This is a genomic window from Pseudomonas sp. Bout1 (assembly GCF_034314165.1).
In the GTDB taxonomy this organism is placed as follows: domain Bacteria; phylum Pseudomonadota; class Gammaproteobacteria; order Pseudomonadales; family Pseudomonadaceae; genus Aquipseudomonas.
Genome location: NZ_JAVIWK010000001.1, coordinates 24339 through 46687, shown reverse-complemented (window position 1 = coordinate 46687; position 22349 = coordinate 24339). Strand labels below are relative to the sequence as shown.

Annotated in this window: 25 protein-coding genes; 11 read left to right on the top strand and 14 right to left on the bottom strand. The window is 61.4% G+C overall.

Going from position 1 to position 22349, the window contains the following annotated elements:
* Positions 1-14: 14 nt before the first annotated feature.
* The gene (locus RGV33_RS00235) at positions 15-287 is read right to left on the bottom strand and encodes a YheV family putative zinc ribbon protein (protein WP_322142634.1); all 273 of its coding nucleotides are present in this window, start codon (positions 285-287) and stop codon (positions 15-17) included.
* Positions 284-2383 carry an oligopeptidase A gene (prlC, locus tag RGV33_RS00230; RefSeq protein ID WP_322142633.1) on the bottom strand — a complete coding sequence of 700 codons (2100 nt, stop codon included), beginning with the start codon at positions 2381-2383 and terminating at the stop codon, positions 284-286. Before prlC ends, RGV33_RS00235 begins: the two co-directional genes overlap by 4 nt.
* A 54-nt stretch (positions 2384-2437) precedes the next feature.
* Between prlC and RGV33_RS00225 the strand changes: the two genes are divergently transcribed.
* The gene (locus RGV33_RS00225; protein ID WP_322142632.1) at positions 2438-2980 is read left to right on the top strand and encodes a gamma carbonic anhydrase family protein; all 543 of its coding nucleotides are present in this window, start codon (positions 2438-2440) and stop codon (positions 2978-2980) included.
* Between the two features lie 11 nt (positions 2981-2991).
* Entirely contained in the window at positions 2992-3645 is a 654-nt protein-coding gene (locus tag RGV33_RS00220; protein ID WP_322142631.1) for an HAD family hydrolase, read from the top strand.
* Positions 3646-3762: 117 nt separating this feature from the next.
* Here the strand turns inward: RGV33_RS00220 and RGV33_RS00215 are convergent, their stop codons facing one another.
* The gene (locus RGV33_RS00215) at positions 3763-4815 is read right to left on the bottom strand and encodes an aminopeptidase (RefSeq protein WP_322142630.1); all 1053 of its coding nucleotides are present in this window, start codon (positions 4813-4815) and stop codon (positions 3763-3765) included.
* 142 nt (positions 4816-4957) lie between these two features.
* Between RGV33_RS00215 and RGV33_RS00210 the strand changes: the two genes are divergently transcribed.
* Positions 4958-5380, top strand: coding sequence for a hypothetical protein (locus RGV33_RS00210; protein WP_322142629.1), 423 nt, complete (start codon positions 4958-4960; stop codon positions 5378-5380).
* On the opposite strand, the gene RGV33_RS00205 is transcribed toward RGV33_RS00210, so the two are convergent.
* Positions 5381-5620: a DUF1161 domain-containing protein gene (locus RGV33_RS00205; RefSeq protein ID WP_322142628.1), complete on the bottom strand. Its 240-nt coding sequence runs from the start codon at positions 5618-5620 to the stop codon at positions 5381-5383.
* A 191-nt stretch (positions 5621-5811) separates the two neighbouring features.
* On the bottom strand, positions 5812-6243 hold the full coding sequence (locus tag RGV33_RS00200) for an OsmC family protein (protein ID WP_322142627.1): 432 nt from the start codon (positions 6241-6243) through the stop codon (positions 5812-5814).
* Between the two features lie 216 nt (positions 6244-6459).
* Between RGV33_RS00200 and RGV33_RS00195 the strand changes: the two genes are divergently transcribed.
* The gene (locus RGV33_RS00195; protein WP_322142626.1) at positions 6460-7461 is read left to right on the top strand and encodes an LLM class flavin-dependent oxidoreductase; all 1002 of its coding nucleotides are present in this window, start codon (positions 6460-6462) and stop codon (positions 7459-7461) included.
* 59 nt (positions 7462-7520) lie between these two features.
* Here RGV33_RS00195 and RGV33_RS00190 read toward each other — a convergent pair whose 3' ends face one another.
* Positions 7521-7745, bottom strand: a complete 225-nt coding sequence (locus RGV33_RS00190) for a DUF1161 domain-containing protein (RefSeq protein ID WP_322142625.1) — start codon at positions 7743-7745, stop codon at positions 7521-7523.
* A gap of 117 nt (positions 7746-7862) precedes the next feature.
* Positions 7863-8078, bottom strand: coding sequence for a dodecin (locus RGV33_RS00185; RefSeq protein ID WP_003187305.1), 216 nt, complete (start codon positions 8076-8078; stop codon positions 7863-7865).
* Between the two features lie 156 nt (positions 8079-8234).
* On the opposite strand from RGV33_RS00185, the gene RGV33_RS00180 reads away from it, so the two are divergent.
* Positions 8235-8561, top strand: a complete 327-nt coding sequence (locus tag RGV33_RS00180) for a DUF883 family protein (protein ID WP_032885107.1) — start codon at positions 8235-8237, stop codon at positions 8559-8561.
* On the opposite strand, the gene RGV33_RS00175 is transcribed toward RGV33_RS00180, so the two are convergent.
* A complete protein-coding gene (locus tag RGV33_RS00175; RefSeq protein WP_322142624.1) occupies positions 8558-9454 on the bottom strand; it encodes a LysR family transcriptional regulator in 897 nt (298 codons plus the stop codon). The two genes, RGV33_RS00180 and RGV33_RS00175, sit on opposite strands and share 4 nt — an antisense overlap.
* 109 nt (positions 9455-9563) lie before the next feature.
* Between RGV33_RS00175 and trpB the strand changes: the two genes are divergently transcribed.
* The 3 genes from trpB (at position 9564) to RGV33_RS00160 (ending at position 12201) form a co-directional block, all read left to right on the top strand.
* The gene (trpB, locus tag RGV33_RS00170; RefSeq protein ID WP_322142623.1) at positions 9564-10805 is read left to right on the top strand and encodes a tryptophan synthase subunit beta; all 1242 of its coding nucleotides are present in this window, start codon (positions 9564-9566) and stop codon (positions 10803-10805) included.
* On the top strand, positions 10806-11615 hold the full coding sequence (trpA, locus tag RGV33_RS00165; protein WP_322142622.1) for a tryptophan synthase subunit alpha: 810 nt from the start codon (positions 10806-10808) through the stop codon (positions 11613-11615).
* Between the two features lie 139 nt (positions 11616-11754).
* Positions 11755-12201, top strand: a complete 447-nt coding sequence (locus RGV33_RS00160; RefSeq protein ID WP_322142621.1) for an anti-virulence regulator CigR family protein — start codon at positions 11755-11757, stop codon at positions 12199-12201.
* Positions 12202-12361: 160 nt separating this feature from the next.
* Here RGV33_RS00160 and RGV33_RS00155 read toward each other — a convergent pair whose 3' ends face one another.
* The 6 genes from RGV33_RS00155 to RGV33_RS00130 form a co-directional block, all read right to left on the bottom strand.
* Positions 12362-13666, bottom strand: coding sequence for an MFS transporter (locus tag RGV33_RS00155; RefSeq protein WP_322142620.1), 1305 nt, complete (start codon positions 13664-13666; stop codon positions 12362-12364).
* Between the two features lie 172 nt (positions 13667-13838).
* Positions 13839-14987: a galactonate dehydratase gene (gene dgoD, locus RGV33_RS00150; protein WP_003213645.1), complete on the bottom strand. Its 1149-nt coding sequence runs from the start codon at positions 14985-14987 to the stop codon at positions 13839-13841.
* Positions 14988-15020: 33 nt separating this feature from the next.
* Entirely contained in the window at positions 15021-15641 is a 621-nt protein-coding gene (locus RGV33_RS00145; protein WP_322142619.1) for a 2-dehydro-3-deoxy-6-phosphogalactonate aldolase, read from the bottom strand.
* Positions 15642-15654: 13 nt separating this feature from the next.
* Positions 15655-16623 carry a 2-dehydro-3-deoxygalactonokinase gene (locus RGV33_RS00140; RefSeq protein WP_322142618.1) on the bottom strand — a complete coding sequence of 323 codons (969 nt, stop codon included), beginning with the start codon at positions 16621-16623 and terminating at the stop codon, positions 15655-15657.
* Between the two features lie 102 nt (positions 16624-16725).
* Positions 16726-17052, bottom strand: coding sequence for a DOPA 4,5-dioxygenase family protein (locus RGV33_RS00135; protein ID WP_322142617.1), 327 nt, complete (start codon positions 17050-17052; stop codon positions 16726-16728).
* Positions 17053-17083: 31 nt separating this feature from the next.
* Entirely contained in the window at positions 17084-18034 is a 951-nt protein-coding gene (locus tag RGV33_RS00130) for a choline sulfate utilization transcriptional regulator (RefSeq protein ID WP_322142616.1), read from the bottom strand.
* A 103-nt stretch (positions 18035-18137) separates the two neighbouring features.
* Between RGV33_RS00130 and betC the strand changes: the two genes are divergently transcribed.
* The 3 genes from betC (at position 18138) to RGV33_RS00115 (ending at position 22333) form a co-directional block, all read left to right on the top strand.
* Entirely contained in the window at positions 18138-19652 is a 1515-nt protein-coding gene (gene betC / locus RGV33_RS00125) for a choline-sulfatase (RefSeq protein WP_322142615.1), read from the top strand.
* Positions 19653-19668: 16 nt separating this feature from the next.
* The gene (gene choX, locus RGV33_RS00120; RefSeq protein ID WP_322142614.1) at positions 19669-20589 is read left to right on the top strand and encodes a choline ABC transporter substrate-binding protein; all 921 of its coding nucleotides are present in this window, start codon (positions 19669-19671) and stop codon (positions 20587-20589) included.
* A 175-nt stretch (positions 20590-20764) separates the two neighbouring features.
* Positions 20765-22333 carry a SulP family inorganic anion transporter gene (locus RGV33_RS00115; RefSeq protein ID WP_322142613.1) on the top strand — a complete coding sequence of 523 codons (1569 nt, stop codon included), beginning with the start codon at positions 20765-20767 and terminating at the stop codon, positions 22331-22333.
* The last annotated feature ends 16 nt before the right edge of the window (positions 22334-22349 follow it).

The following is a 22349-nucleotide window of genomic DNA, read 5'->3' as shown; positions in this document are numbered from 1 at the left end:
GGAGCGCTGGGTGGTCAGTCTTTTTTCAGCTTCGGATTAGGGAAGAACTGCACTGCTTGTACCTTGGGGTCCGGTGCTTTCAGCGCCGAGGTATTTACCCGTGTACCCAACTCCTTGGGCACTGACAGACCTTGCTCATTGAGCGTGTCGGAATAACCGCAGGCCACGCATTCGCGGTGCGGCACGTCGTTCTCGCTCCACATCATCAACTTGTCCGGCTCGCTGCACGCCGGGCAGACCGCCCCGGCGATAAAGCGTTTTTTGGTTTTCACAGGCCCCTCACTCATGCTGCCGCGTCCTCACTCAGGCCGCTGTGGCGCAAGAGTGCGTCAATCGACGGCGCACGTCCGCGGAAGTCGACGAACAGCACCATCGGCGCCTGGGAACCACCACGGGCCAGGATCGCCTCGCGGAACGCCCGGCCCGTCTCGGCGTTGAGTACGCCGTCTTCTTCGAACTTGGAGAAGGCATCGGCCGACAACACTTCCGCCCACTTGTAGCTGTAGTAACCCGCCGCGTAACCGCCGGCGAAGATGTGCGCGAAGCTATTGGGGAAGCGGTTGTAGGCGGGCGGGCGCATCACTGACACCTCGTCACGCACGCCTTCAAGCACCTGCAACACACTGCGACCGTCGCCGTGGGTGGCGTGCAGTTCAAAGTCGAACAACGAGAATTCCAGCTGGCGAACCATCATCAGCCCGGACTGGAAATTTTTCGCCGCAAGCATCTTTTGCAACAGGTCCTGTGGCAGCGGCTCACCGGTTTCATAGTGGCCGGAAATCAGCGCCAGGCCTTCCGGCTCCCAGCACCAGTTCTCCATGAACTGGCTCGGCAACTCCACCGCATCCCAGGCCACGCCGTTGATGCCGGACACGCCGGCGTGTTCAACACGGGTCAACAGGTGATGCAGGCCGTGGCCGAATTCGTGGAACAGCGTAGTCACTTCATCGTGGGTCAGCAGGGCCGGCTTGCCGCTGTCAGCCGGGGTGAAGTTGCACACCAGGTTGGCCACCGGGCTTTGCAGCACGCCATCAATGGTGCGGCGACGGTCGCGGGCGCCGTCCATCCAGGCACCGCCACGCTTGTTGGCGCGGGCATACAGGTCGAAGAAGAAGCGGCCGACGTGCTGGCCGTTTTCCTTGATTTCAAACAGGCGAACGTCCGGGTGCCAGGTGTCGAAGCCTTTCTGCTCGGCGATTTCGATGCCGTACAGACGCTGCACAATGGCGAACAAGCCGCTGAGTACCTTGTCGATCGGGAAGTACGCGCGCAGGGCTTCCTGGGCCACGCTGTAGCGTTGTTCACGCAGCTTTTCGCCGTAGAAACCGCTGTCCCAGCTTTGCAGGTCCGGGCAGCCTTGTTCGGCGGCATAGGCCTTGAGCTGTTGCAGGTCCTGGGTGGCAAACGGCTTGCTGCGCTTGGCCAGGTCGCGCAGGAAGCTCAGTACCTGGTCACTGGACTCGGCCATTTTGGTGGCCAGGCTCAGTTCGGAGAACGAGGCGAAGCCCAACAGTTGCGCGAGCTCCTGACGCAGGTCGAGGATCTGTTCCATGACCGGGCCGTTATCGTTCTGGCCGGCATTCGGGCCCTGGTCCGATGCACGGGTGCAGTAGGCCGCGTAGATTTCTTCACGCAGGGCGCGGTCGTGGGCGTAGGTCATTACCGCGTAGTAGCTCGGGAACTCCAGGGTGATCAGCCAGCCGTCGAGGCCTTTGGCCTGCGCTGCGGCCGCCATTTGCGCCTTGGCCGAATCGGTCAGGCCGGCGAGGGTCGCTTCGTCAGTGACGTGCTTGGTCCAGGCCTGGGTGGCGTCGAGCAATTGGTTGGAGAACTTGCTGCCCAACTCCGACAGCTTGCTCTGCACCTCTGCGTAGCGTTTTTGCTGCTCCGGCGGCAAATCGATACCCGACAGGCGGAAGTCGCGCAGCGAGTGTTCCAGAATGGTTTTTTGCGCCACGTCGAAGCCGGCGGCTTCCGGGCTGTTGGCCAAGGCTTCGAAGGCCTGGAACAGCTCACGGTTCTGGCCCATTTCGGTGGAATAGGCGCTCAGTGCCGGCAAGCACGCCTCGTATGCTTCGCGCAGTTCGGCGCTGTTGCACACGGCATTCAGGTGGCTGACCGGGCTCCAGGCGGCGCCCAGGCGGTCATTGAGTTCGTCCATGGCCAGGATCAGCCCGGCCCAGGTAGGATTTTTACCCTGGCTTTGCAGGATGCCTTCGATGGCGACGCGGTTGTCGGCGAGGATCTGTTCGATGGCCGGCTGCACGTGCTCGGCACGGATCGCCGAGAACGGCGGCAGGTCGTAGGACTGCAGAAGCGGGTTGTTCGCGCTCACGGTTGGCACCTTGGCTGAAGAAACATGTAAGAACAAAGATGGGGCCATCTTAATTACAATCAACGCCCACCGCAGCTATCAGCAGAAGAGAGAGAGCCTATCGTGACCCTTCGCACCTACCAGAATCACACGCCGGCCTTGGCCGCCGGGGCTTTCGTCGATGCATCGGCGGTGGTGATTGGCGACGTCGAAATTGGCGCCGACAGTTCGGTATGGCCGCTGACGGTGATCCGCGGCGACATGCACCGCATCCGCATCGGTGCCCGTACCAGCGTGCAAGACGGCTGCGTGCTGCACATTACTCACGCAGGGCCCTTCAATCCTGATGGTTTCCCGCTGCTGATCGGCGACGATGTGACCATTGCCCACAAGGTCATGCTGCATGGCTGCACGGTGGGCAGCCGGATTCTGATCGGCATGGGCAGCATTGTGATGGACGGCGCCGTGGTGGAAGACGACGTGATCATCGGCGCCGGCAGCCTGGTGCCGCCGGGCAAGAAACTCGAGAGCGGTTTTTTGTATGTCGGCAGCCCGGTTAAACAGGTCCGCGCGCTGACTGACAAGGAACGGGCGTTTTTCACCTACAGCGCCGCGAACTACGTGAAGCTCAAAGACCTGCACCTGGCCGAAGGCTTCGACCAATGACAAGGACACCCATGCATTACCAAACCGTTTTGTTCGACCTCGATGGCACCCTCACCGACCCGCGCGAAGGCATCACGCGCTCGATCCAGTACGCCCTTGCCAAACTGGGGATCGATGAACCGGACCTGACAAAACTTGAGCACTTCATCGGCCCACCGCTGCTGCAGGCGTTCATGCAGTTTTATGGCTTCGACGAGGCGAAGGCCTGGGAGGCAGTGAATTTCTACCGTGAGCGTTTCAAGGTCACCGGCCTGTACGAAAACCGCGTGTTCGACGGCGTGATACCGCTGCTTGAGCAGCTGAATGGCCAGGGCCGCCAGCTGTATGTGGCCACGTCCAAGCCGTGGGTATTTGCCCGGGAGATCGCCAGGCACTTTGATTTCGCCCGGCACTTCAAGCTGATCTACGGCAGCGAGCTGGACGGCACCCGCACCCACAAGGTCGAGCTGATCGCCCACCTGATGGCCGAAGAAGGCCTGGACCCGGCCAGCACCTTGATGATTGGCGACCGCAAGCACGACCTGATCGGGGCCCGCAGCAACGGGCTGGACTGCGCGGCGGTGGGTTACGGGTTTGGCAGCCATGAGGAGCTGAGTGCCGAAGCGCCGACCTGGCATTTCGAAACATTGGCGCAGATGCATCAGGCCTTCCTGCAGCGGCCATAAAACAATCCCGTAGCAGCTGTCGAGCCCCAGCGAGGCTGCGTCGGGTGCGACTCGGTCCCAAGCTTGGTTTGAGAGCTGCGGTGCGGCCTACGCAGCCTCGCTGGGGCTCGACAGCTGCTACGGCGGGGACGGGGACGGGGCTTCCAGTGTTCTGAGTGCCGCCTTGCGCTGATCCGCCGGCAACCCGCCCAGCGTCTCCACCGCCGCAAAAAACTTCAGCCAATCCCCGCCTTCCTCCCGGAACAACGCGGCAAACGCCGGCACCCACTGGTCATACAGGCCAAACGGCAACAGCCTTGCGTTGTTCATCGGCAAGTTCATCCAGGCGTCATAGCGCTTGTCGCCGCCCCACTGGCTATCGCGCATTTGCCGGTAGTCGCTGCGCAAGCGTTCGAATTCAGCCGCCTTGGCCTGGCGCATGGCATCTGGCGCCAGCGGCTGCGTATACAACTGCTCCAGGCGTTTGCGGGTGTCAAGCACCAGCCGGGTGAACTGGTCGCGCTGTTTCAACGCGGCCTCGCTCGCAGGCGGCAAGCCTCGGGCCGCCCGCCATTGCCGGGTACCTTCTTGCTCGACAAAGGTGGCGTACGACTCGTTGAACTCAGTGTCGTCCTTCACATAAAAGCGCTGGTGCGCCAACTCATGAAAAATCAGCGTGGCCAGGCGCTCATCGCCCCAGCTCATCATCGAACTCATGATCGGGTCGTTGAACCAGCCCAGGGTGGAATAAGCCTCGACGCCACCAATCGACACGTCCATGCCTTGCTGCTTCAACAACGCTGCCTGGCCACGCGCCGCGCCCTGGTTGTAATACCCGCGATAGGCCACGCAACCGGCAATCGGGAAGCAGTGGGTTTGCGGCGACAGGGAAAATTCCGGCGTGGCGAAGACGTTCCAAACTACATAAGGACGGCCGATATCGGCATACAGGCGGTAACTCTGGTTATCCGGCAGGTGCAGGTGTTCGCTCGCGAACGCGCGGGCTTTCTGCGACTGCGCCAAGTGGTCACGCAGCACCTGCGAGCGGGACGGGTCGGCGATGACCTCGGAAACCGGCTCCCGGGCCCGCAGCAATTGCCATTGGCCGTCGGCCAGTTGGCTGTAATAACTGACACTGGAACAGCCACTGAGCACCAGCAACATCAACCCGGGAAGTAAACGCCTGACCATTAAAACCTCTCACCGGTAACCATCCCGCCAGACTATCTCGCCTGTGGGGAATTTTTCCATGGCGTGGCGTGTTTATACTCACAGGGAGCCTGCTGTCGAACGCAGCCGCTCAAACAACCATTCCTACCCTTGAGTGCTTAACATGCGTCAGCTACTGCTTCCCGTCGCCGCGATTTTTCTCAGCGCCTGCGCGTCGACGCCGCTACCGGCCGTTGATCCGCAGCAAGCCTGGGTCGACTTCGCCACCCCAACGCCCGGCGCCAAGCTGGTTATGGCGCAACGCCTGGACGGAAAGAACCTGAACGACGGGCGCTTCTTCCAGGTGCCGCCTGGCAAGCATGAACTGATGGTGCGTTTTGATTTCGAGGTGCCTACCGGCGGCAGCTTTGGCGGGTTTGGCCAAACCACCGACCGAACCTGCTTCATGACCCTGCAATACGACCGTTTCGAGGCAGGCCAGCGTTATCGCCTGGAAGGGCGGTCACTGGGCTACAACCCGAATATCCGGTTGTACAACAAAGCGGGTCAGTTGCTGGCTGAAGAACGTAGCGTCAACTGCATCTGATCAGTCGTTGTTCTTCTGGTAGACGATAGCCTTGGTGCCGTTCTCACAGCTGCCGACAACCATGGCGCTGTCGTGCTTGTCAGCTTCTTCCTTGCTGACGACTTCGAGGGTGTAGGACGGAACGGCATTCGCCTGGATCTTGATCTCAATCTCTTTCCTGAGCTCTTCACAGTCTTTCGGCGCGGCCAGGGCCGATGTGGCCAGTGCACCGCAGATAACCGCTAAAACCAAACGTTTCATCAGTGAAGCTCCCTGAATGCATGCGCACGGGTGTGCGCTAAGTCTGCAATCGGCTATTCGACCACACCTGAACGCGTAGGAGCGAGCTTGCTCGCGAAGAACGTTAACGATGACGCGTTTATCCTGGATAAACGCGGCGCCCTCAGGTTTTTCGCACGCAAGCTCGCTCCTACAAGAAGCAGGGTGCCTGGTTAGCTTACGAGGGTGCCATCCAGGGTGATGGTTGCATTCAACACCTTGGACACCGGGCATCCTTCCTTGGCCTTTTTGCTCAGTTCATCAAACTGCGCCTGGCTGGCGCCCGGGATCTTCGCCTTGAGGATCAGGTGCACGGCAGTAATCGCAAAGCCCCCTTCTACCTGGTCCAGGGTCACTTCGGCCTGGGTGTCGATGCTGTCGGCCTTGAGCCCGGCGTCGCCGAGAATCATGGAAAAGGCCATGGAGAAACAACCGGCATGGGCCGCGCCAATCAACTCTTCAGGGTTGGTGCCCTTGCCCCCTTCGAAACGGGCTTTAAAGCCGTAGGGCGCTTCGCGCAACACGCCGGTTTCCGTGGAAATGGAACCGATGCCGGTTTTCAGATCACCTTCCCAATGCGCCGATGCTTTCTTCTTGATACTCATATCAATCTCCTCGTGCCTGTGGTTTTCCGTCAGTAAGGGTTCTGAGGATAGAAGCGCTGGCAAAGTTCACCTCGTCGGACTAAACCGTTTTAAAGGTAGGCAAATTCACCTCAGCTATTGAATCTCGGGTATATGCCCTCATTGCATAGACATGCACATGAAGCGGCAGGTTTTGGCTCGACATAAAACCTGCGGCCCCCTTGGAGAAGCAGGCTTATGAAACCGCTGTCCGACGTAAAATTCTCGACCCTCGACCTGGTGCCCGTGCGGGCCAACGGCAGTCCGGCGCAGTCGCTGCGCAATTCCCTGGACCTGGCCCAGCACGTGGAAAAGCTCGGCTACAACCGCTTCTGGGTCGCCGAACACCACAATATGGACGGCATCGCCAGCTCCGCGACCTCGGTTTTGCTGGGTTACCTGGCCGGCGGCACCTCGACCATTCGCGTCGGTTCCGGTGGCGTGATGCTGCCCAACCACGCGCCACTGGTGATCGCCGAGCAGTTCGGCACCCTGGAAAGCCTGTACCCGGGCCGCATTGACCTGGGCCTTGGCCGCGCGCCGGGCTCCGACCAGATGACCGCCCGCGCCCTGCGCCGTGAACGTTCCGGCAGCGCCGACGACTTCCCGCAAGACGTAGCCGAACTGATGGCCTACCTGGGCCCGCGTACCCCGGACCAACGCGTGATTGCCGTACCCGGCACCGGCACCAACGTGCCGGTGTGGCTGCTGGGTTCGAGCCTGTTCAGTGCACAGCTTGCGGGCGAACGCGGTTTGCCTTACGCCTTTGCTTCACACTTCGCACCGCGCCTGATGCATGAAGCGATTCGCGTCTACCGTAACCACTTCAAGCCTTCGGCCGTGCTGGACAAACCCTACGTGATGCTCGGCATACCGCTGGTAGCCGCCGACACTGACGAGCAAGCCGATTACCTGGCCACCTCGGTGTACCAGAGGATCCTCGCGTTGATGCGTGGGCAAAGCTTGGTGCAGCGCCCACCGGTGAAGACCATGGAGGGCCTGTGGCTGCCCCATGAAAAAGACGCTGTAGGCAGTTTCCTTGGCCTGGCCATGGTGGGCAGCCCGCAGAAGATCCGCGCCAAGCTGGAGGTGCTGGTAGAGCAAACCGGCGCTGATGAGCTGATCTTTACCTGTGATTTGTACGAGCACGCCGACCGGATTCATTCCTACGAACTGCTGTCGCAAGTCATGAAGGGCTGAACTGCAGGCATAAAAAAACCGACGCACTCGCGTCGGTTTTTTACGTCTGCAACACGGGATCACCCGCGCTTGTAGACGATTTCCTTGGTGCCGCCTTCGCAGCTACCCACTACCTTGCTATCGCTGGCAGCCCCTTTATCCACAACGTCCAGCGAATAATGCGCAACACCCTTGGCATCCAGTTTCGCCGCAATCTCGCTTTTCAGCTCGTCACAAGGCTTGCCCGCCGCCAGGGCTGTGCCTGCAATGCTCAACAAACCTACCGCCAACAAAAAGTTCTTCATCCGTCACTTCCTTGGGTTGATCGAAAGGAAGCACGTCGCCGCTCGTCACGTCGACGTGCCTAAAGGTTGTAGCGGAGTTTATGGCAATCGGCCAGCGCGCAAGTTCAACCGGCGGTATCAACTACTGGCAATACGGAACCCCACCTTGAGGGTGACCTGGAAATGCGCGGCCTTGCCGTCTTTGATATGGCCACGGGTTTCGGTCACCTCAAACCATTCCAAGTGCTTGATGCTCTTGTTGGCTTCTGCAAGGGCATTGTTGATGGCGTCCTCGATGCTGGTCGCGGAAGAGCCCACCAGTTCGACTTTCTTGTAGGTGTGATGATCACTCATAAGGTTTTCTCCTGGGGTCGTTAATCAAGACTAGCAGTGAATTCTCGTACTGCTTCTGGCGACCATTCCCACCGGAAAGTTCAGATTTACTGCACTTTCTGAAACCGCCGCAGTCGGAAACAACACACGCCACTCAATCACTCCAGGAGAGCCCACATGGCCAACACCTCTTTACGCAAAGCGTCATTGGAAAGCATGGAAGCCGAGATTTCGAGCCTGCTCAAATCTTTGGAAAGCCTCAAGGACGATGCCTCTGACGAGTCGCGCAAAACCCTGAAGGCCCTGAAAAGCAATGCCGAGAATGCCCTCAAGCATTCCCGCCACCTGATCAGCGATGCTTACGAAGAAAGCAAAGTCAAAATCCGCGAAACCAGTGTTGCAACACGGGACTACGCCCAAGAACACCCGTGGACTACCGCTGGCGTAGCCGTCGGTGCGCTGGGCCTGCTGGCGGCTTACCTGCTGTGCAAACGCGGCGACTAAACCACCTGGCGCGCAAGTTCAGCCTTGAGCCACTGCGCCAGTTGCCCGGCGCGCCCATCAGCGGCGCGCTTGGGTAGCCACAACGCCAGTTGCGCCGGGGTTTCACCAAAACCCCACGGCGCAACCAGGCGGCCCGCTCGCAGGTCCTCTGCTACCAGCGGCTCAGGCGCAATCGCCACCCCCAGCCCGGCCACCGCCGCTTCCAGCAAATAATACAAATGCTCGAAACCCTGACCGTACTTCAACGCGCCAGCGTCGATCCCGTGGTGCTGCGCCCAACTGGGCCAGGCTTGCGGGCGTGAGGTGGTGTGCAAGAGGGCTTCATCGCGCAACGCCTCGGCAGGCGCCTGGCGCAACCGCTCGTAATGGGCGAAGCGCGGGCTCATCACCGGGCCAATGCGTTCGCTGGCCAATTCGTACACCTGCATATCTGCCGGCCACGGCGGTTCGGCGAACACCAGCAGCGCATCCAACCCGGGGCGACGCGGGTCCAGGTCGCCTTCGCCGGCCGACAGGTGCAGGCGCAGATCCGGAAGCTCCGCATTCAGACGGCCAAGGCGCGGAATAAACCAGCGCGCCAGCAGGCTGCCGGAGCAGCCGAGCACGAACGGGGCATCCGCACTGTTTTGTGTGAGTTCGGCGCAGGTGTCCCTTAAACGCTCGAAGGCCTCGAAACTCACGTCCCGCAGGCGGGTGCCGGCATCTGTGAGTTTGAGGCCGCGCCCATCCTTGATGAACAGGCTCACACCCAGGTGTTCTTCCAACACCTTCAGCTGGCGGCTGACCGCGCCATGGGTCACGTGAAGTTGTTCAGCGGCCTGGCTTACACTGTTCAGGCGTGCAGTCGCCTCGAAAGCGCGCAAGGCATTCAGCGGGGGAAGGTCTCGGCTCATCTGTGAGTTTTCCTGACAGGTTGTGGCGATCTTATCGGTTTTCACGTGGAAGCGTCAGGGGTAGAGTGACCGTCATTGCCTCTTACATATTTTCTAGCTGGAGCGTCCCATGACTCAGACCCAGACCGATTTACGCAACGGTCCAGACGCCAATGGCCTGTTTGGTTCGTTCGGCGGCCGCTACGTGGCAGAAACCTTGATGCCGTTGATCCTTGACCTGGCCCGCGAATATGAAGCGGCCAAGATCGATCCGGCCTTCAACGAAGAACTGGCCTACTTCCAGCGCGACTATGTCGGGCGTCCAAGCCCGCTGTACTTCGCCGAACGCCTGACCGAATTCTGCGGCGGCGCCAAGATCTACCTCAAGCGCGAAGAGCTGAACCACACCGGCGCCCACAAGATCAACAACTGCATCGGCCAGATCCTGCTGGCGCGGCGCATGGGCAAAAAACGCATCATCGCCGAGACCGGCGCCGGCATGCATGGTGTGGCCACTGCCACCGTCGCCGCGCGTTTTGGCCTGGATTGTGTGATCTACATGGGCACCACCGACATCGAGCGCCAGCAGGCCAACGTGTTCCGCATGAAGCTGCTGGGCGCCGAAGTGATCCCGGTGGTGGCCGGCACCGGCACCCTGAAAGACGCGATGAACGAAGCCCTGCGTGACTGGGTCACCAACGTCGACAGCACCTTCTACCTGATCGGCACCGTGGCCGGCCCGCATCCGTACCCGGCGATGGTCCGCGACTTCCAGGCCGTGATCGGCAAGGAAACCCGTACCCAACTGCAAGCCCAGGAAGGCCGCCTGCCCGACAGCCTGGTGGCGTGCATCGGCGGTGGCTCCAACGCCATGGGCCTGTTCCACCCGTTCCTGGATGACACCAGCGTCGAAATCATCGGCGTTGAAGCCGCCGGCTACGGCATCGAAACCGGCAAGCACGCGGCCAGCCTCAACGGCGGCGTACCGGGTGTACTGCACGGCAACCGTACCTTCCTGTTGCAGGACGACGATGGCCAGATCATCGACGCCCACTCGATTTCCGCCGGCCTCGACTACCCGGGCATCGGCCCTGAACACGCCTGGTTGCACGACATCGGCCGCGTCCAGTACACCTCGGTGACCGACAACGAAGCCCTCGACGCCTTCCACAAATGCTGCCGCCTGGAAGGGATTATTCCTGCACTGGAAAGCGCCCACGCCCTGGCCGAAGTGTTCAAGCGCGCACCGACCTTGCCGAAGGATCACCTGATGGTGGTCAACCTCTCCGGCCGTGGCGACAAAGACATGCAAACCGTGATGCACCACATGGAACACTCTTCACAAGAGCCATCCCAGCAGGAGAAACACTAAATGAGCCGCCTGCAAACACGTTTTGCACAACTGAAAGAACAAAACCGCGCCGCCCTGGTGACCTTCGTCACCGCCGGCGACCCGGGGTATGACACTTCGCTGGCGATCCTCAAGGGCTTGCCGGCGGCCGGTGCCGATGTGATCGAGCTGGGCATGCCGTTCACCGACCCGATGGCCGACGGCCCGGCGATTCAGCTGGCCAACATCCGCGCACTGACCGCCAAGCAGAACCTCACGAAAACCCTGCAAATGGTCAGCGAGTTCCGCAAGGACAACAGCGACACGCCGCTGGTACTGATGGGCTACTTCAACCCGATCCACATGTACGGCGTGCCGCGCTTTATCAGCGACGCGAAAGAAGCCGGCGTCGACGGCCTGATCGTAGTCGACATGCCACCCGAGCATAACGGCGAGCTGTGCGACCCGGCCCAGGCTGCCGGTATCGACTTTATCCGCCTGACCACGCCGACCACCGACGACGTGCGCCTGCCGACCGTGCTCAACGGCAGCTCCGGGTTTGTGTACTACGTGTCGGTGGCCGGCGTGACCGGCGCCGGCGCCGCGACCCTGGAACACGTCGAAGAAGCCGTGACCCGCCTGCGTCGCCATACCGACCTGCCGATCAGCATCGGGTTTGGCATCCGTACCCCAGAACAAGCGGCTGCAATTGCCCGCCTGGCAGACGGTGTGGTGGTGGGTTCGGCACTGATCGACCACATCGCCAATGCCAGCAACGATCAGCAGGCCATCGACGGTGTATTGACCCTGTGCTCTGCGCTGTCGGAAGGTGTGCGCAACGCCCGTAAGTAAGCAGCTCGTAAGCGGTAGGTAAAGTTCCTGATACAGAGGAATCATGCTGGCAACTCAGCACCTAAGCTAACAAGACCAAGGGATTTCGAACGCGGTTCGAAATCCCTTTTTGTTGTTTGTGCAGTTGAGGAAACCCCTGATGAAGATGCCAAAGCGTGTGATAGCCAGTATCGGTGTGCTGTTACTTGGCGCCAGCGCCCTGGTGCAAGCCGCACCGTACGACCAAGGCGGCGGGCCTGAGCGTGGCGGCCCCCAGGGCCAACAAAACGATCACCGTGGCGATGACCATCGCGGGCCGCAGGACAACCATCGTGGCGGGCCTCCTCAGGACTTCGGCCCGGTGCGGCAGGTGATTCGCGATAACCATGGCGACTTCCGCCGTGGCGCACCACCACCTCCCGGCATCCACCTGGAACGCGGCCAGCGCCTGCCACCGAACTACTACGGCGAGCGTCTGGACCCTCGAGCGTTGGGCCATCTGCCGCAATACCCAGGCTACGAATGGCGTCGCTCGGGCGGGGACATTGTGCTGATCGCGGTGGGTACCAGCATCGTCTATCAGATTCTGGATGGCGCGCTGTACTAGAGCCGGACTGCTTTTGTGGCGAGGGAGCTTGCTCCCGCTGGGCTGCGCAGCGGCCCCAAAATCATGGGAGCGCTGCGCACTCCAGCGGGAGCAAGCTCCCTCACCACAGCAAGCCCCCTCACCACAGCAAGCCCCCTCGCCACAGATACTTATCAGTCCTCTAAAGTTCGATGCGCTCGACCTTGCCCACCAGCAAGATGTACGAAAGCGCCCCCAGCAACGCCAGCACCGCGATATACGTAATTGCCGGTGCAAACGAATCGCCAGTGGCCAGAAAGCCAATCACGATCGGCGTGGTAATCGCCGACAGATTGCCGATGAAATTGAACACCCCACCCGTCAACCCCAGCAGCCTTGCCGGCGCCAGGGTCGACACCAATGACCAGGTGATCGACGCCAGGCCATTGCCAAAAAAAGCCACCGCCAGAAACCCAATAACCCACGCTGTGGAGTCAACAAAGTTGGCGCCAATGATCGCCGTGGAGATCAACAACCCGCCAATGATCGGCAACTTGCGCGCAAACCCCACCGACGTACCCCGGCGAATCAGCCAATCGGAAAACAACCCCGAACACAGCACCCCGACGAACGCCGCGAGAAACGGCAGCGACGCCAACAGGCCGGACTTGATGAAGTCCATGCCGCGGTATTTCACCAGGTAGGTCGGGAACCACGTCAGGAAAAACCACAGCGTGGAGTTCAGGCAGAACTGCCCCAGGTAAATCCCCCACAGTTTGCGCTTGCTCAACACGATACCGAGGTCGACCCAACTGAACGGCGCCTTGGCTGCCTGCGCCTGGATATCCACCAGCCCGCCGCCTTCGCGGATCAGCTCGATTTCTGCTGCATTGGCGCCCTTGAAATCCCGTGGCTCGCGGTACACCGCGTACCAGATCAACGCCCACACAATGCCCACGCCACCGGTGGCGACAAACACCATGTGCCAGCCAAACGCGTGCTGCAGCCACGCCAATACCGGCGTGAGAAACGCCAGCCCGACAAACTGCCCGGAGGTGTAGACACCAATCGCCGTGGCCCGCTCACGCTCGGGAAACCAGGTGGTGACCACGCGGCTGTTGATCGGGTAGGCCGGCGCCTCCAGGGCGCCCACCGCCATGCGCAACACGAACAGCGCGATGAAACTGGCGGCAAAACCGAGCATCACCGTGGCCACCGACCACAGCAGCAGGGCAACGCTGTAGAGAATGCGCGGCGGCACCCGGTCCACCAGCCAGCCACCGGGGATTTGCATGGCGGCGTAGGTCCAGCCGAAGGCGGAGAAGATCAGCCCGACATGCACCGGGTCGATCCCCAGCTCGCTGGTCAGGGCCGGGGCGGCAATCGACAGGTTGCTGCGGTCCAGGTAGTTGATCACCACTGTGATGAACAGCAGCACCATGATGAAGTAGCGCTTTCGGCTGGGCGTGACTAAAGAAGCCTGCCCGGTGAAGGACTCGGATTGCATGGGGGTTGCCTCTTCTTATGATTATTGAGGACAGGTCTTACTGACGAAACGCGATACCTGTGGGAGCTGGCTTGCCTGCGATAGCGGAGTGTCAGCGCCGCAGATGCAAGCTGACTCACCGCTATCGTAGGCAAGCCAGCTCCCACACTGACGGTGTTTCTTCAGGAGGAAATCACCACTCCGCAAAACTGCCATCGGCATGGCGCCAGATCGGGTTGCGCCAGCGATGGCCGATGGCCGCGCGCTCTATCACGTATTCCTCGTTGATCTCGATGCCCAGGCCTGGCCCATTGGGGATCTTCACGAAGCCTTGGTCATAGTCGAAAACGCCCGGGTCGCGCACGTAGTCGAGCAGGTCATTGCTCTCGTTGTAGTGGATGCCCAGGCTTTGCTCTTGGATGAACGCGTTGTAGCAAACCGCATCCAGCTGCAGGCACGCCGCCAGGGCAATCGGGCCGAGCGGGCAGTGCAGGGCCAGGGCCACGTCGTAGGCTTCGGCCATGTTGGCGATCTTGCGGGTTTCGGTGATCCCGCCAGCGTGAGAGGCATCCGGCTGGATGATGTCGACGTAGCCTTCACTGAGCACGCGCTTGAAGTCCCAGCGCGAGAACAGCCGCTCGCCGAGGGCAATCGGGGTGCTGGTCAGCGGCGCCAGCTCTTTCAGTGCTTCGTAGTTTTCGCTGAGCACCGGCTCTTCGATGAACATCAGTTTGTAGGGGTCGAGTTCCTTCATCAGCACCTTGGCCATGGGCTTGTGCACCCGGCCATGGAAGTCGACGCCGATGCCGACGTTGGGGCCGACCGCATCACGCACGGCGGCGACGTTGGCCAGGGCCTGGTCGACTTTTTCGAAGCTGTCGAGAAATTGCAGCTCTTCAGTGCCGTTCATTTTGACCGCGGTAAAGCCACGGGCCACGGCTTCCTTGGCGGCGCGGGCAGTGTCTGCCGGGCGGTCGCCACCGATCCACGAATACACGCGGATCTTGTCGCGCACCTGGCCACCCAGCAGGTCGCTGACCGACACACCGAGCGCCTTGCCCTTGATGTCCCACAGCGCCTGGTCGATACCGGCGAGGGCGCTCATATGGATCGCACCGCCACGGTAGAAACCGCCGCGATAGAGCACGGTCCAGATGTCTTCGATATTGCGCGGGTCTTTGCCGATCAAGTAGTCGGACAATTCTTCGACGGCAGCAGCCACGGTGTGGGCGCGGCCCTCCACCACAGGTTCACCCCAACCGGTCACGCCCTGGTCGGTTTCAACCTTGAGGAAGCACCAGCGCGGCGGGACGATGAAGGTGGTCAATTTGGTGATTTTCATCTTCTTATCTCTCTTGTAGATGGAGAACGCTGATCAGCCCAAGGCATTCCAGGCCGCGACGTAGGCCTGGGCATTGCTCGCCACCTGGGCGACGCTCATGCCTGGCTTGAACAAACCGGAGCCCAGGCCAAAACCTTTGACGCCTGCGTCGAAAAATACCTGCATGTTGTCCGGGGTGATGCCGCCCACCGGCAGCAACACCGTGCCTGCGGGCAGTACCGCAAGCCAGGCCTTGACCACCGCCGGGCCCATTTGCTCGGCCGGAAACAGCTTCAGCACGTCGGCGCCTTCGGCCAGCGCGGCAAACGCTTCAGTGGGCGTGGCCACACCCGGCGACAGGAACAGGCCTGCCGCCTTGGCAGCCCGCAGCACCTTGGCATCACTGTGGGGCATGACGATCACCTGGCCGCCGGCCGCCTTGACCTGATCGACCTGCTCCGGGGTCAGCACGGTGCCGGCGCCGATCAGGCAATCGGCGGGCAGGCTGTCGCGCAGGATACGGATGCTGGCGTAGGGGTCCGGTGAGTTGAGCGGTACTTCGATAACCCGCAAACCCGCCTGGTACAGCACTTCGCCGATCGCCAACGCCTCGTCCGGTCGCAGGCCGCGCAGGATCGCGATCAAACCGTTGTGTGTCAGTGCTTGCTTGAGCATGTCGGGCCTCTCGTCAGGTTGCAGGCAGCAGCCCCGCCGCCATGGCCAGCTGCCAAAGGCCACGTTCGGTAGCCTCCTGCGCCAGGGTCACGTGGGGGAAGCCGCAGAGTTGGAGTGCACGCTGGTAGCGGGTGCAGAGTTGGGTTGCGCCGATCAGGACGATGTCGCGCGCCTGGGCATCCTTGCGGGTGCGCAGGCCCAATAGTTCGTGGCCGATCAGCAGGCCAGACAGATAGTCGGGCTGCTCGTCAGGCGCCAGCTCGCCGGTCAATCCCAGGGACCGCGCGCTGAACAAGTTCGACAACAGGCCCGTGCGGCCCTCTGCCGACAGCGCCACGTGCACGCCGCGATCAAAAGCGGCCGCCTGGAACTGTTCTGAAGGGCGCTGGGTGCGACCCAAAATGCTGTGTTGGCTGAGTACGGCGAACAACTCGCCGGTCATGAAGGTGTCGAAATGGCTGATGCAGCCTTCCACCACCTCGACCCACTTGGAATGGCTGCCTGGCAGGCCGATCAATACGTCGCGCCCGATATTGCCGGACAAGCTTTGCAACACGCCGAGGACCTGGGTTTCTTCGCCACGCATCACATTGGGTAGAACGCCGCGCTGAATCACCCCGGGAACGATGTGCACCGCCGCGCCCCGCAGGCTGCGCACCACGTGCAGCGCCTGGCCGAGGGTCGCGACATCCGCCGGAGTGTCGCGATAAGCCGCTTCGCTCCAGCCCTGGGCGCTGCCGACCATGCCACAGGCAATGACCGGAAGACCGGGATGGGCATCGAGCCAGTCACCACAGGCCGCATCAAATGCCAGCTCAAAGCCGTTGCTGCAACGAACACCGGCAATTTCCCGGGGTTCGGTGGGCAAGTGCATGATCCCAGACGCAAGGGCGCGTCGTTCGATCACCACGCCTGCCGGGCCGAGCTTATAAGCACGAAGGGAGCTGGTTCCCCAATCGAGCGCGATCAATTGCGCCTGCATCGCTTCACCTGAGTGTTCTGAGCGGATGAGGCGAATATAAACCCAAGACCGGCAAAGTCTCAATATATAAATATCAGTCCCATATATAGGGAGCTGGCGAGCTTAGAATATCGACAAATCCAGTGTGCGCATCGCCCCCATCCAGATCGCATGTTCGGTATGGTCCTTGAGGTCATCGCCGGTGGTGGGGTGAAGGAACACCACCAGGCCGTTACGGTTGAGTGCCAGCCACGGCAGCACAACGCCGATGTATTCCGGATCGAACGCCAGTTGGCAGCTCCAGTCCGGGTGCGGGCCCACCGGGCGCTCATGAACGCGGCCCATGCGCAGCGGGAACAATTGCGCGGCGTCTTCGCAGAGTTTGCGCGCCTGGTCGATTGTGCTGGCGTTGAAGTAGATGTGGGCGTGGTAGCCCTTGATACGTTGCATGACAGGCTCCGGCCTCAATGATCGGCAAATGCTAGACCGCAATGGATGGCAGGGCCAGGCCAGTCAGTGATTGTGCGCTGCTGGCCTGCTCGGCCATCAACCAGTCGACGAAACGTTCGATCAACTGGCTGCGACGTTTGCGCTGGGGCAGCACCACGTAATAGCCGAAGCGTGAGATCACCGTGTCGCCAATCGGCCGGCACAGCCACTTCTGCTCCAGCAGGTTATCCACCAGGTGACGCCAGCCGATGGCCACGCCCTGGCCGGCGATTGCTGCCTGGATCAACAGGGTGTAGTTGTCGAACCGCAATTGGCCCGGGGTGGGCGCGGTGCTGATGCCCAGCTCGCGGAACACGCCGGTCCAGTCGAACCACTGGTTGTTGTGTTGCTGGCGCAGGTGCAGAAGCGGGAACTCCAGCAGGCTCTGCACCGGCAACGGCGCGGCGCGGCCCTGAAGCAACTGCGGGCTGCACACCGGGAATACTTCCTCGTTGAACAGCCACAGGCTGTCGCCCTGTTTAAAGCGGCCATCGCCAAACAGCACCGCTACATCGATATCGCTGCGCAACGTCGCGTGATTGCGTTCACTGGTGACCAGGCTCACGTCCACCTGCGGGTTGGCTTCATGGAAGCGATGCAGGCGTGGCATCAGCCAATAAGCGGCGAAGGCAAAGTCCGTCGCCACTTGCAGGACTTCGTGCTGGTCCTGCTCGGCAATCGCACTCAGGCCCTGGTTGATGCTCTGCAAGCCGGCCTGCACCTGCTCGAACAACAAGGCGCCGGCATCAGTCAACTCGATGCCACGGTAAATGCGATCAAACAGGCGCACCTTCAGTTGCTCTTCCAGGCGTTTGATCTGCTGGCTGATGGCTGGCTGGGTGGTGCCCAGCTCCGTTGCCGCCGCCGTAAAGCTGCGTTGGCGCGCCGCCGCCTCAAACGCACGCAGCAGGTCAAGGGACAGGCTACCGAGGGATTCATACATAAGCTGTGCTTATCCTAGACATTGCTTCTCATGGGCTTTACCACGTTTTCCATGGCCTGCATGCTCATTCACATAAACATCGACTATGGAATTCCGCGAAACCATGAAGCGCAAGAACATTCTTTTCATCATGGCCGATCAAATGGCCGCGCCGATGCTTCCGTTCTACGGTCCTTCGCCTATCAAACTGCCAAACCTGAGCCGCCTCGCCGCTGAAGGCGTGGTGTTCGACGCGGCCTATTGCAATAGCCCGCTGTGTGCGCCATCGCGTTTCACCCTGGTCAGCGGCCAGTTGCCGAGCAAGATCGGCGCCTACGACAACGCGGCCGACTTTCCCGCCGACGTGCCGACCTATGCCCATTACCTGCGCCGCCTCGGCTACCGCACGGCGCTGTCGGGCAAGATGCACTTTTGCGGCCCCGACCAGCTCCACGGTTATGAAGAACGCCTGACCAGTGACATCTACCCGGCCGACTATGGCTGGGCAGTGAACTGGGATCAGCCGGACGTGCGTCCCACCTGGTACCACAACATGGCATCGGTGCTGCAAGCCGGGCCGTGCGTGCGCACCAACCAGCTGGATTTCGACGAAGAGGTGGTGTTCAAGGCCCAGCAATACCTGTTCGACCATATTCGCGAAGACGGCGACCAGCCGTTCTGCCTGACCGTGTCGATGACGCACCCACACGACCCGTACACCATTCCCAAGCCGTTCTGGGACCTGTACGACGACAACGACATCCCGTTGCCTGCAACCCCGCCACAGGCCGAGCTGGACCCGCACTCCCAGCGCCTGCTCAAGGTCTATGACCTGTGGGACAAGCCGCTGCCGGTGAACAAGATCCGCGATGCGCGCCGCGCCTACTTCGGCGCGTGCAGCTACATCGACAGCAACGTCGGCAAGCTGCTGCAAACCCTGGAAGACACGGGCCTGGCCGACGACACCATCATCATCTTCTCCGGCGACCACGGCGACATGCTCGGCGAACGCGGCCTCTGGTACAAAATGCACTGGTTTGAAATGGCCGCCCGGGTGCCGCTGCTGATCAGCGCGCCGGGGCAGTTTGCCGCCAGCCGCGTGACCGCCGCCGTGTCCACCGCCGACCTGCTGCCGACATTGGTGGAGCTGGCGGGTGGCAAGCTCGACGCCAACCTGCCGCTGGACGGCCGCTCGCTGCTTTCGCACTTGCAAGGGCTGGGCGGGCATGACGAAGTGTTCGGCGAATACATGGCCGAAGGCACCATCAGCCCGCTGATGATGATCCGCCGTGGCGCCTACAAGTTCATCTACAGTGAGGACGACCCGTGCCTATTGTTCGATGTGCACAACGACCCGCACGAGCGGGAAGACCTCAGCCAGTCACCGGAACACCGGCCACTGTTCGAGGCGTTTTTGAGTGAAGCGCGGGCCAAATGGGACATCCCGGCGATCCACCAGCAGGTACTCGCCAGCCAACGCCGTCGCCGCCTGGTATTCGAGGCGCTGACCCAGGGCAAGCTGAAGAGCTGGGACCACCAGCCGCTGGTAGATGCCAGTCAGCAATACATGCGCAACCACATCGACCTCGACGATCTGGAGCGCAAGGCACGTTTTCCGCAACCCTGCCAAAACCAATAAAACTGAGGGGAAGGCCATGCAAAAATTATCCACCGTGTTGAGCGTTGCGCTGCTGGCATTGAGCAGTGCCGGCGCCTACGCGGACACCAGCTGCGACACCGTGAAGATGGCTGATCCGGGCTGGAGCGATATCGCCGCCACCAATGCCATCACCGGTTTTCTGTTGAACGGCATGGGCTACAAGGCCAAGGTCGACACCCTCGCGGTGCCGATCACCTTTGGCGGGCTCAAGGACGGCCAGGTGGATGTGTTCCTGGGTAACTGGATGCCGGCGCAGCAGGGCTTCTATGACAAGTTCGTGGCCAATGGCGATGTGGTGCAACTGGCGAAGAACCTCGACGGCACCGAGTTTACCCTGGCCGTACCGGACTACGTGTGGGACGCCGGGGTGCACGACTTTGCCGACCTGAACAAATTTGCCGACAAGTTCGACAAGAAGATCTACGGCATCGGTTCGGGTGCGCCGGCGAACATCTCGTTGCAGGAGATCATCAAGAAGAATGACTTTGACCTGGGCCAGTGGAAGTTGATTGAGTCCAGCGAACAAGCCATGTTGGCCGAAGTGTCGCGGGCGGTGAAGAAGCAGAAGTTCGTGACCTTCCTCGGCTGGACGCCACACCCGATGAACGTGCAGTTGAAGATGCATTACCTCAAGGGTGGTGAGAAGTACTTTGGAGACACCGGCAGCGTGTATACGTTGACCCGCAAGGGCTACGCGCAGGCGTGCCCGAATGTGGGGAAATTGCTGACCAACCTGAGTTTCACCCAGGAGATGGAAAACGCCATCATGGCTGAGGTGGTGAACAAGAAACTCACCAATGCCGAGGCGGCAAAGGCGTGGATCAAGGCGAACCCGGCGGTGCTGGATAAGTGGCTGGACGGGGTTAAAACCGCTGACGGTCAGGATGCGCTGGCCGCCGTAAAAGCCAAGCTCTAACGGCTGACTCCGCACCCTGTGGGAGCCGGGCTTGCCCGCGATAGCATCACCGCGGTGTCCCTGTAGGACCGAGGCGCCTGTATCGCGGGCAAGCCCGGCTCCCACAGTCAGCGGACTCCCACAGTCCGGCGTTTGTCCTGATACCCTGATTCAAACCTATCAATCCGAGCCCTAAATGCCCCGGCCCAACCGCCACACACTCTTCCCCTTCCTCAGCTGGCTCCCGCGCCAAACTCGCGCCAGCGTCGGGCGGGACGCGATCGTCGGCCTGAGCGGGGCAGTCCTGGCATTACCTCAATCCATCGCCTACGCGCTGATCGCCGGTCTCCCACCGGAATACGGCCTGTACGCCGCAATCATCCCGGTGCTGATCGCCTGCTTGTGGGGCTCCTCCTGGCACCTGATCTGCGGCCCCACGGCGGCAATTTCCATCGTGCTGTACGCCAGCGTCAGCCCGCTGGCCGTGCCCGGCTCCCAGGACTACATCACACTCATCCTGTTGCTGACGTTCCTGGCCGGAGTCTTCCAATGGCTACTGGGCATGCTGCGCTTCGGCGCCCTGGTGAATTTCGTCTCGCACTCGGTGGTGCTCGGGTTCACGCTCGGTGCGGCGGTGGTGATCGCCCTGGGCCAGTTGCCCAACCTGCTGGGGCTCGACCTGCCCAGCCAGGCCACGGCGATCAACAGCCTGCTGGCGCTGATCAACCATGCCGGGGAGTGGGACCGGACGTCACTGCTGCTTGGGCTGGGCACCTTACTGGTGGGTGTGTTGCTGAAACTGTGGGTACCGCGCTGGCCAACGCTGTTGATTGCATTGGCCTTGGGCAGCCTCATTGCATGGCTGTGGCCGGCGATGTTCGGGCACGTGGCGCGGGTCAGTTCATTTGTCGGCAAGCTGCCGCCCTTCAGCCCGCTGCCGATGGACCTGGACATGGTCTTGCGCCTGTTACCGAGCGCCGTGGCGGTGGGCATGCTGGGGCTGGTGACCAGTCTGTCGATTGCGCGCTCACTGTCGGCCCGCTCCCAGCAATTGCTCGATGCGAATCAGGAAGTGCGCGCGCAGGGTTTATCCAACATCGTCGGCGGATTTTTTTCCGGGTACTTGTCGGCAGGTTCCTTCACCCGTTCTGGCCTGAGCTATGAGGCGGGCGCTTGTTCGCCGCTGGCCGGGGTGTTTTCCGCGCTGTGGGTGGCGCTGTTTGCGCTGTTCGGCGCGGCGCTGATCGCACACATCCCAATCCCGAGCATGGCCGCGAGCATCCTGCTGATTTGCTGGGGGTTGGTGGACCATCGCGGTATCCGGGCGCTATTCCGGGTCAGCCGCGCGGAGTTCGTGGTGATGAGCCTGACCTGCATCGCCACGCTGTTGCTGGAATTGCAGACGGCAATTTACGCAGGCGTGCTGGCGTCACTGTTTTTCTACCTCAAGCGCACCTCGCAGCCGCGGGTTCAGCAATGGCGTGACGGTGAGGACGATGTGCTGCGGGTGGGCGGGTCGATCTTTTTCGGCGCCAGCCATTACCTGCAAGTGCGGCTGCAAAGCCTGCACGGCCAGCGGGTGGTGATCGAGGCGCAGCAGATCAACTTTATCGACTATTCCGGGGTGGAGATGCTGCACCAGGAGGCGCGTCGATTGAATGGCGTGGGACGCAGCCTGGCGTTGCGCAAGGCCCGGCCGCAGGTGGTGGAAGAGTTGAAGAAGCTGGAAGGGGCCGATAAATGCCCCATCCAATTCGAAGACTGAAAACGGTTGAAGCTGT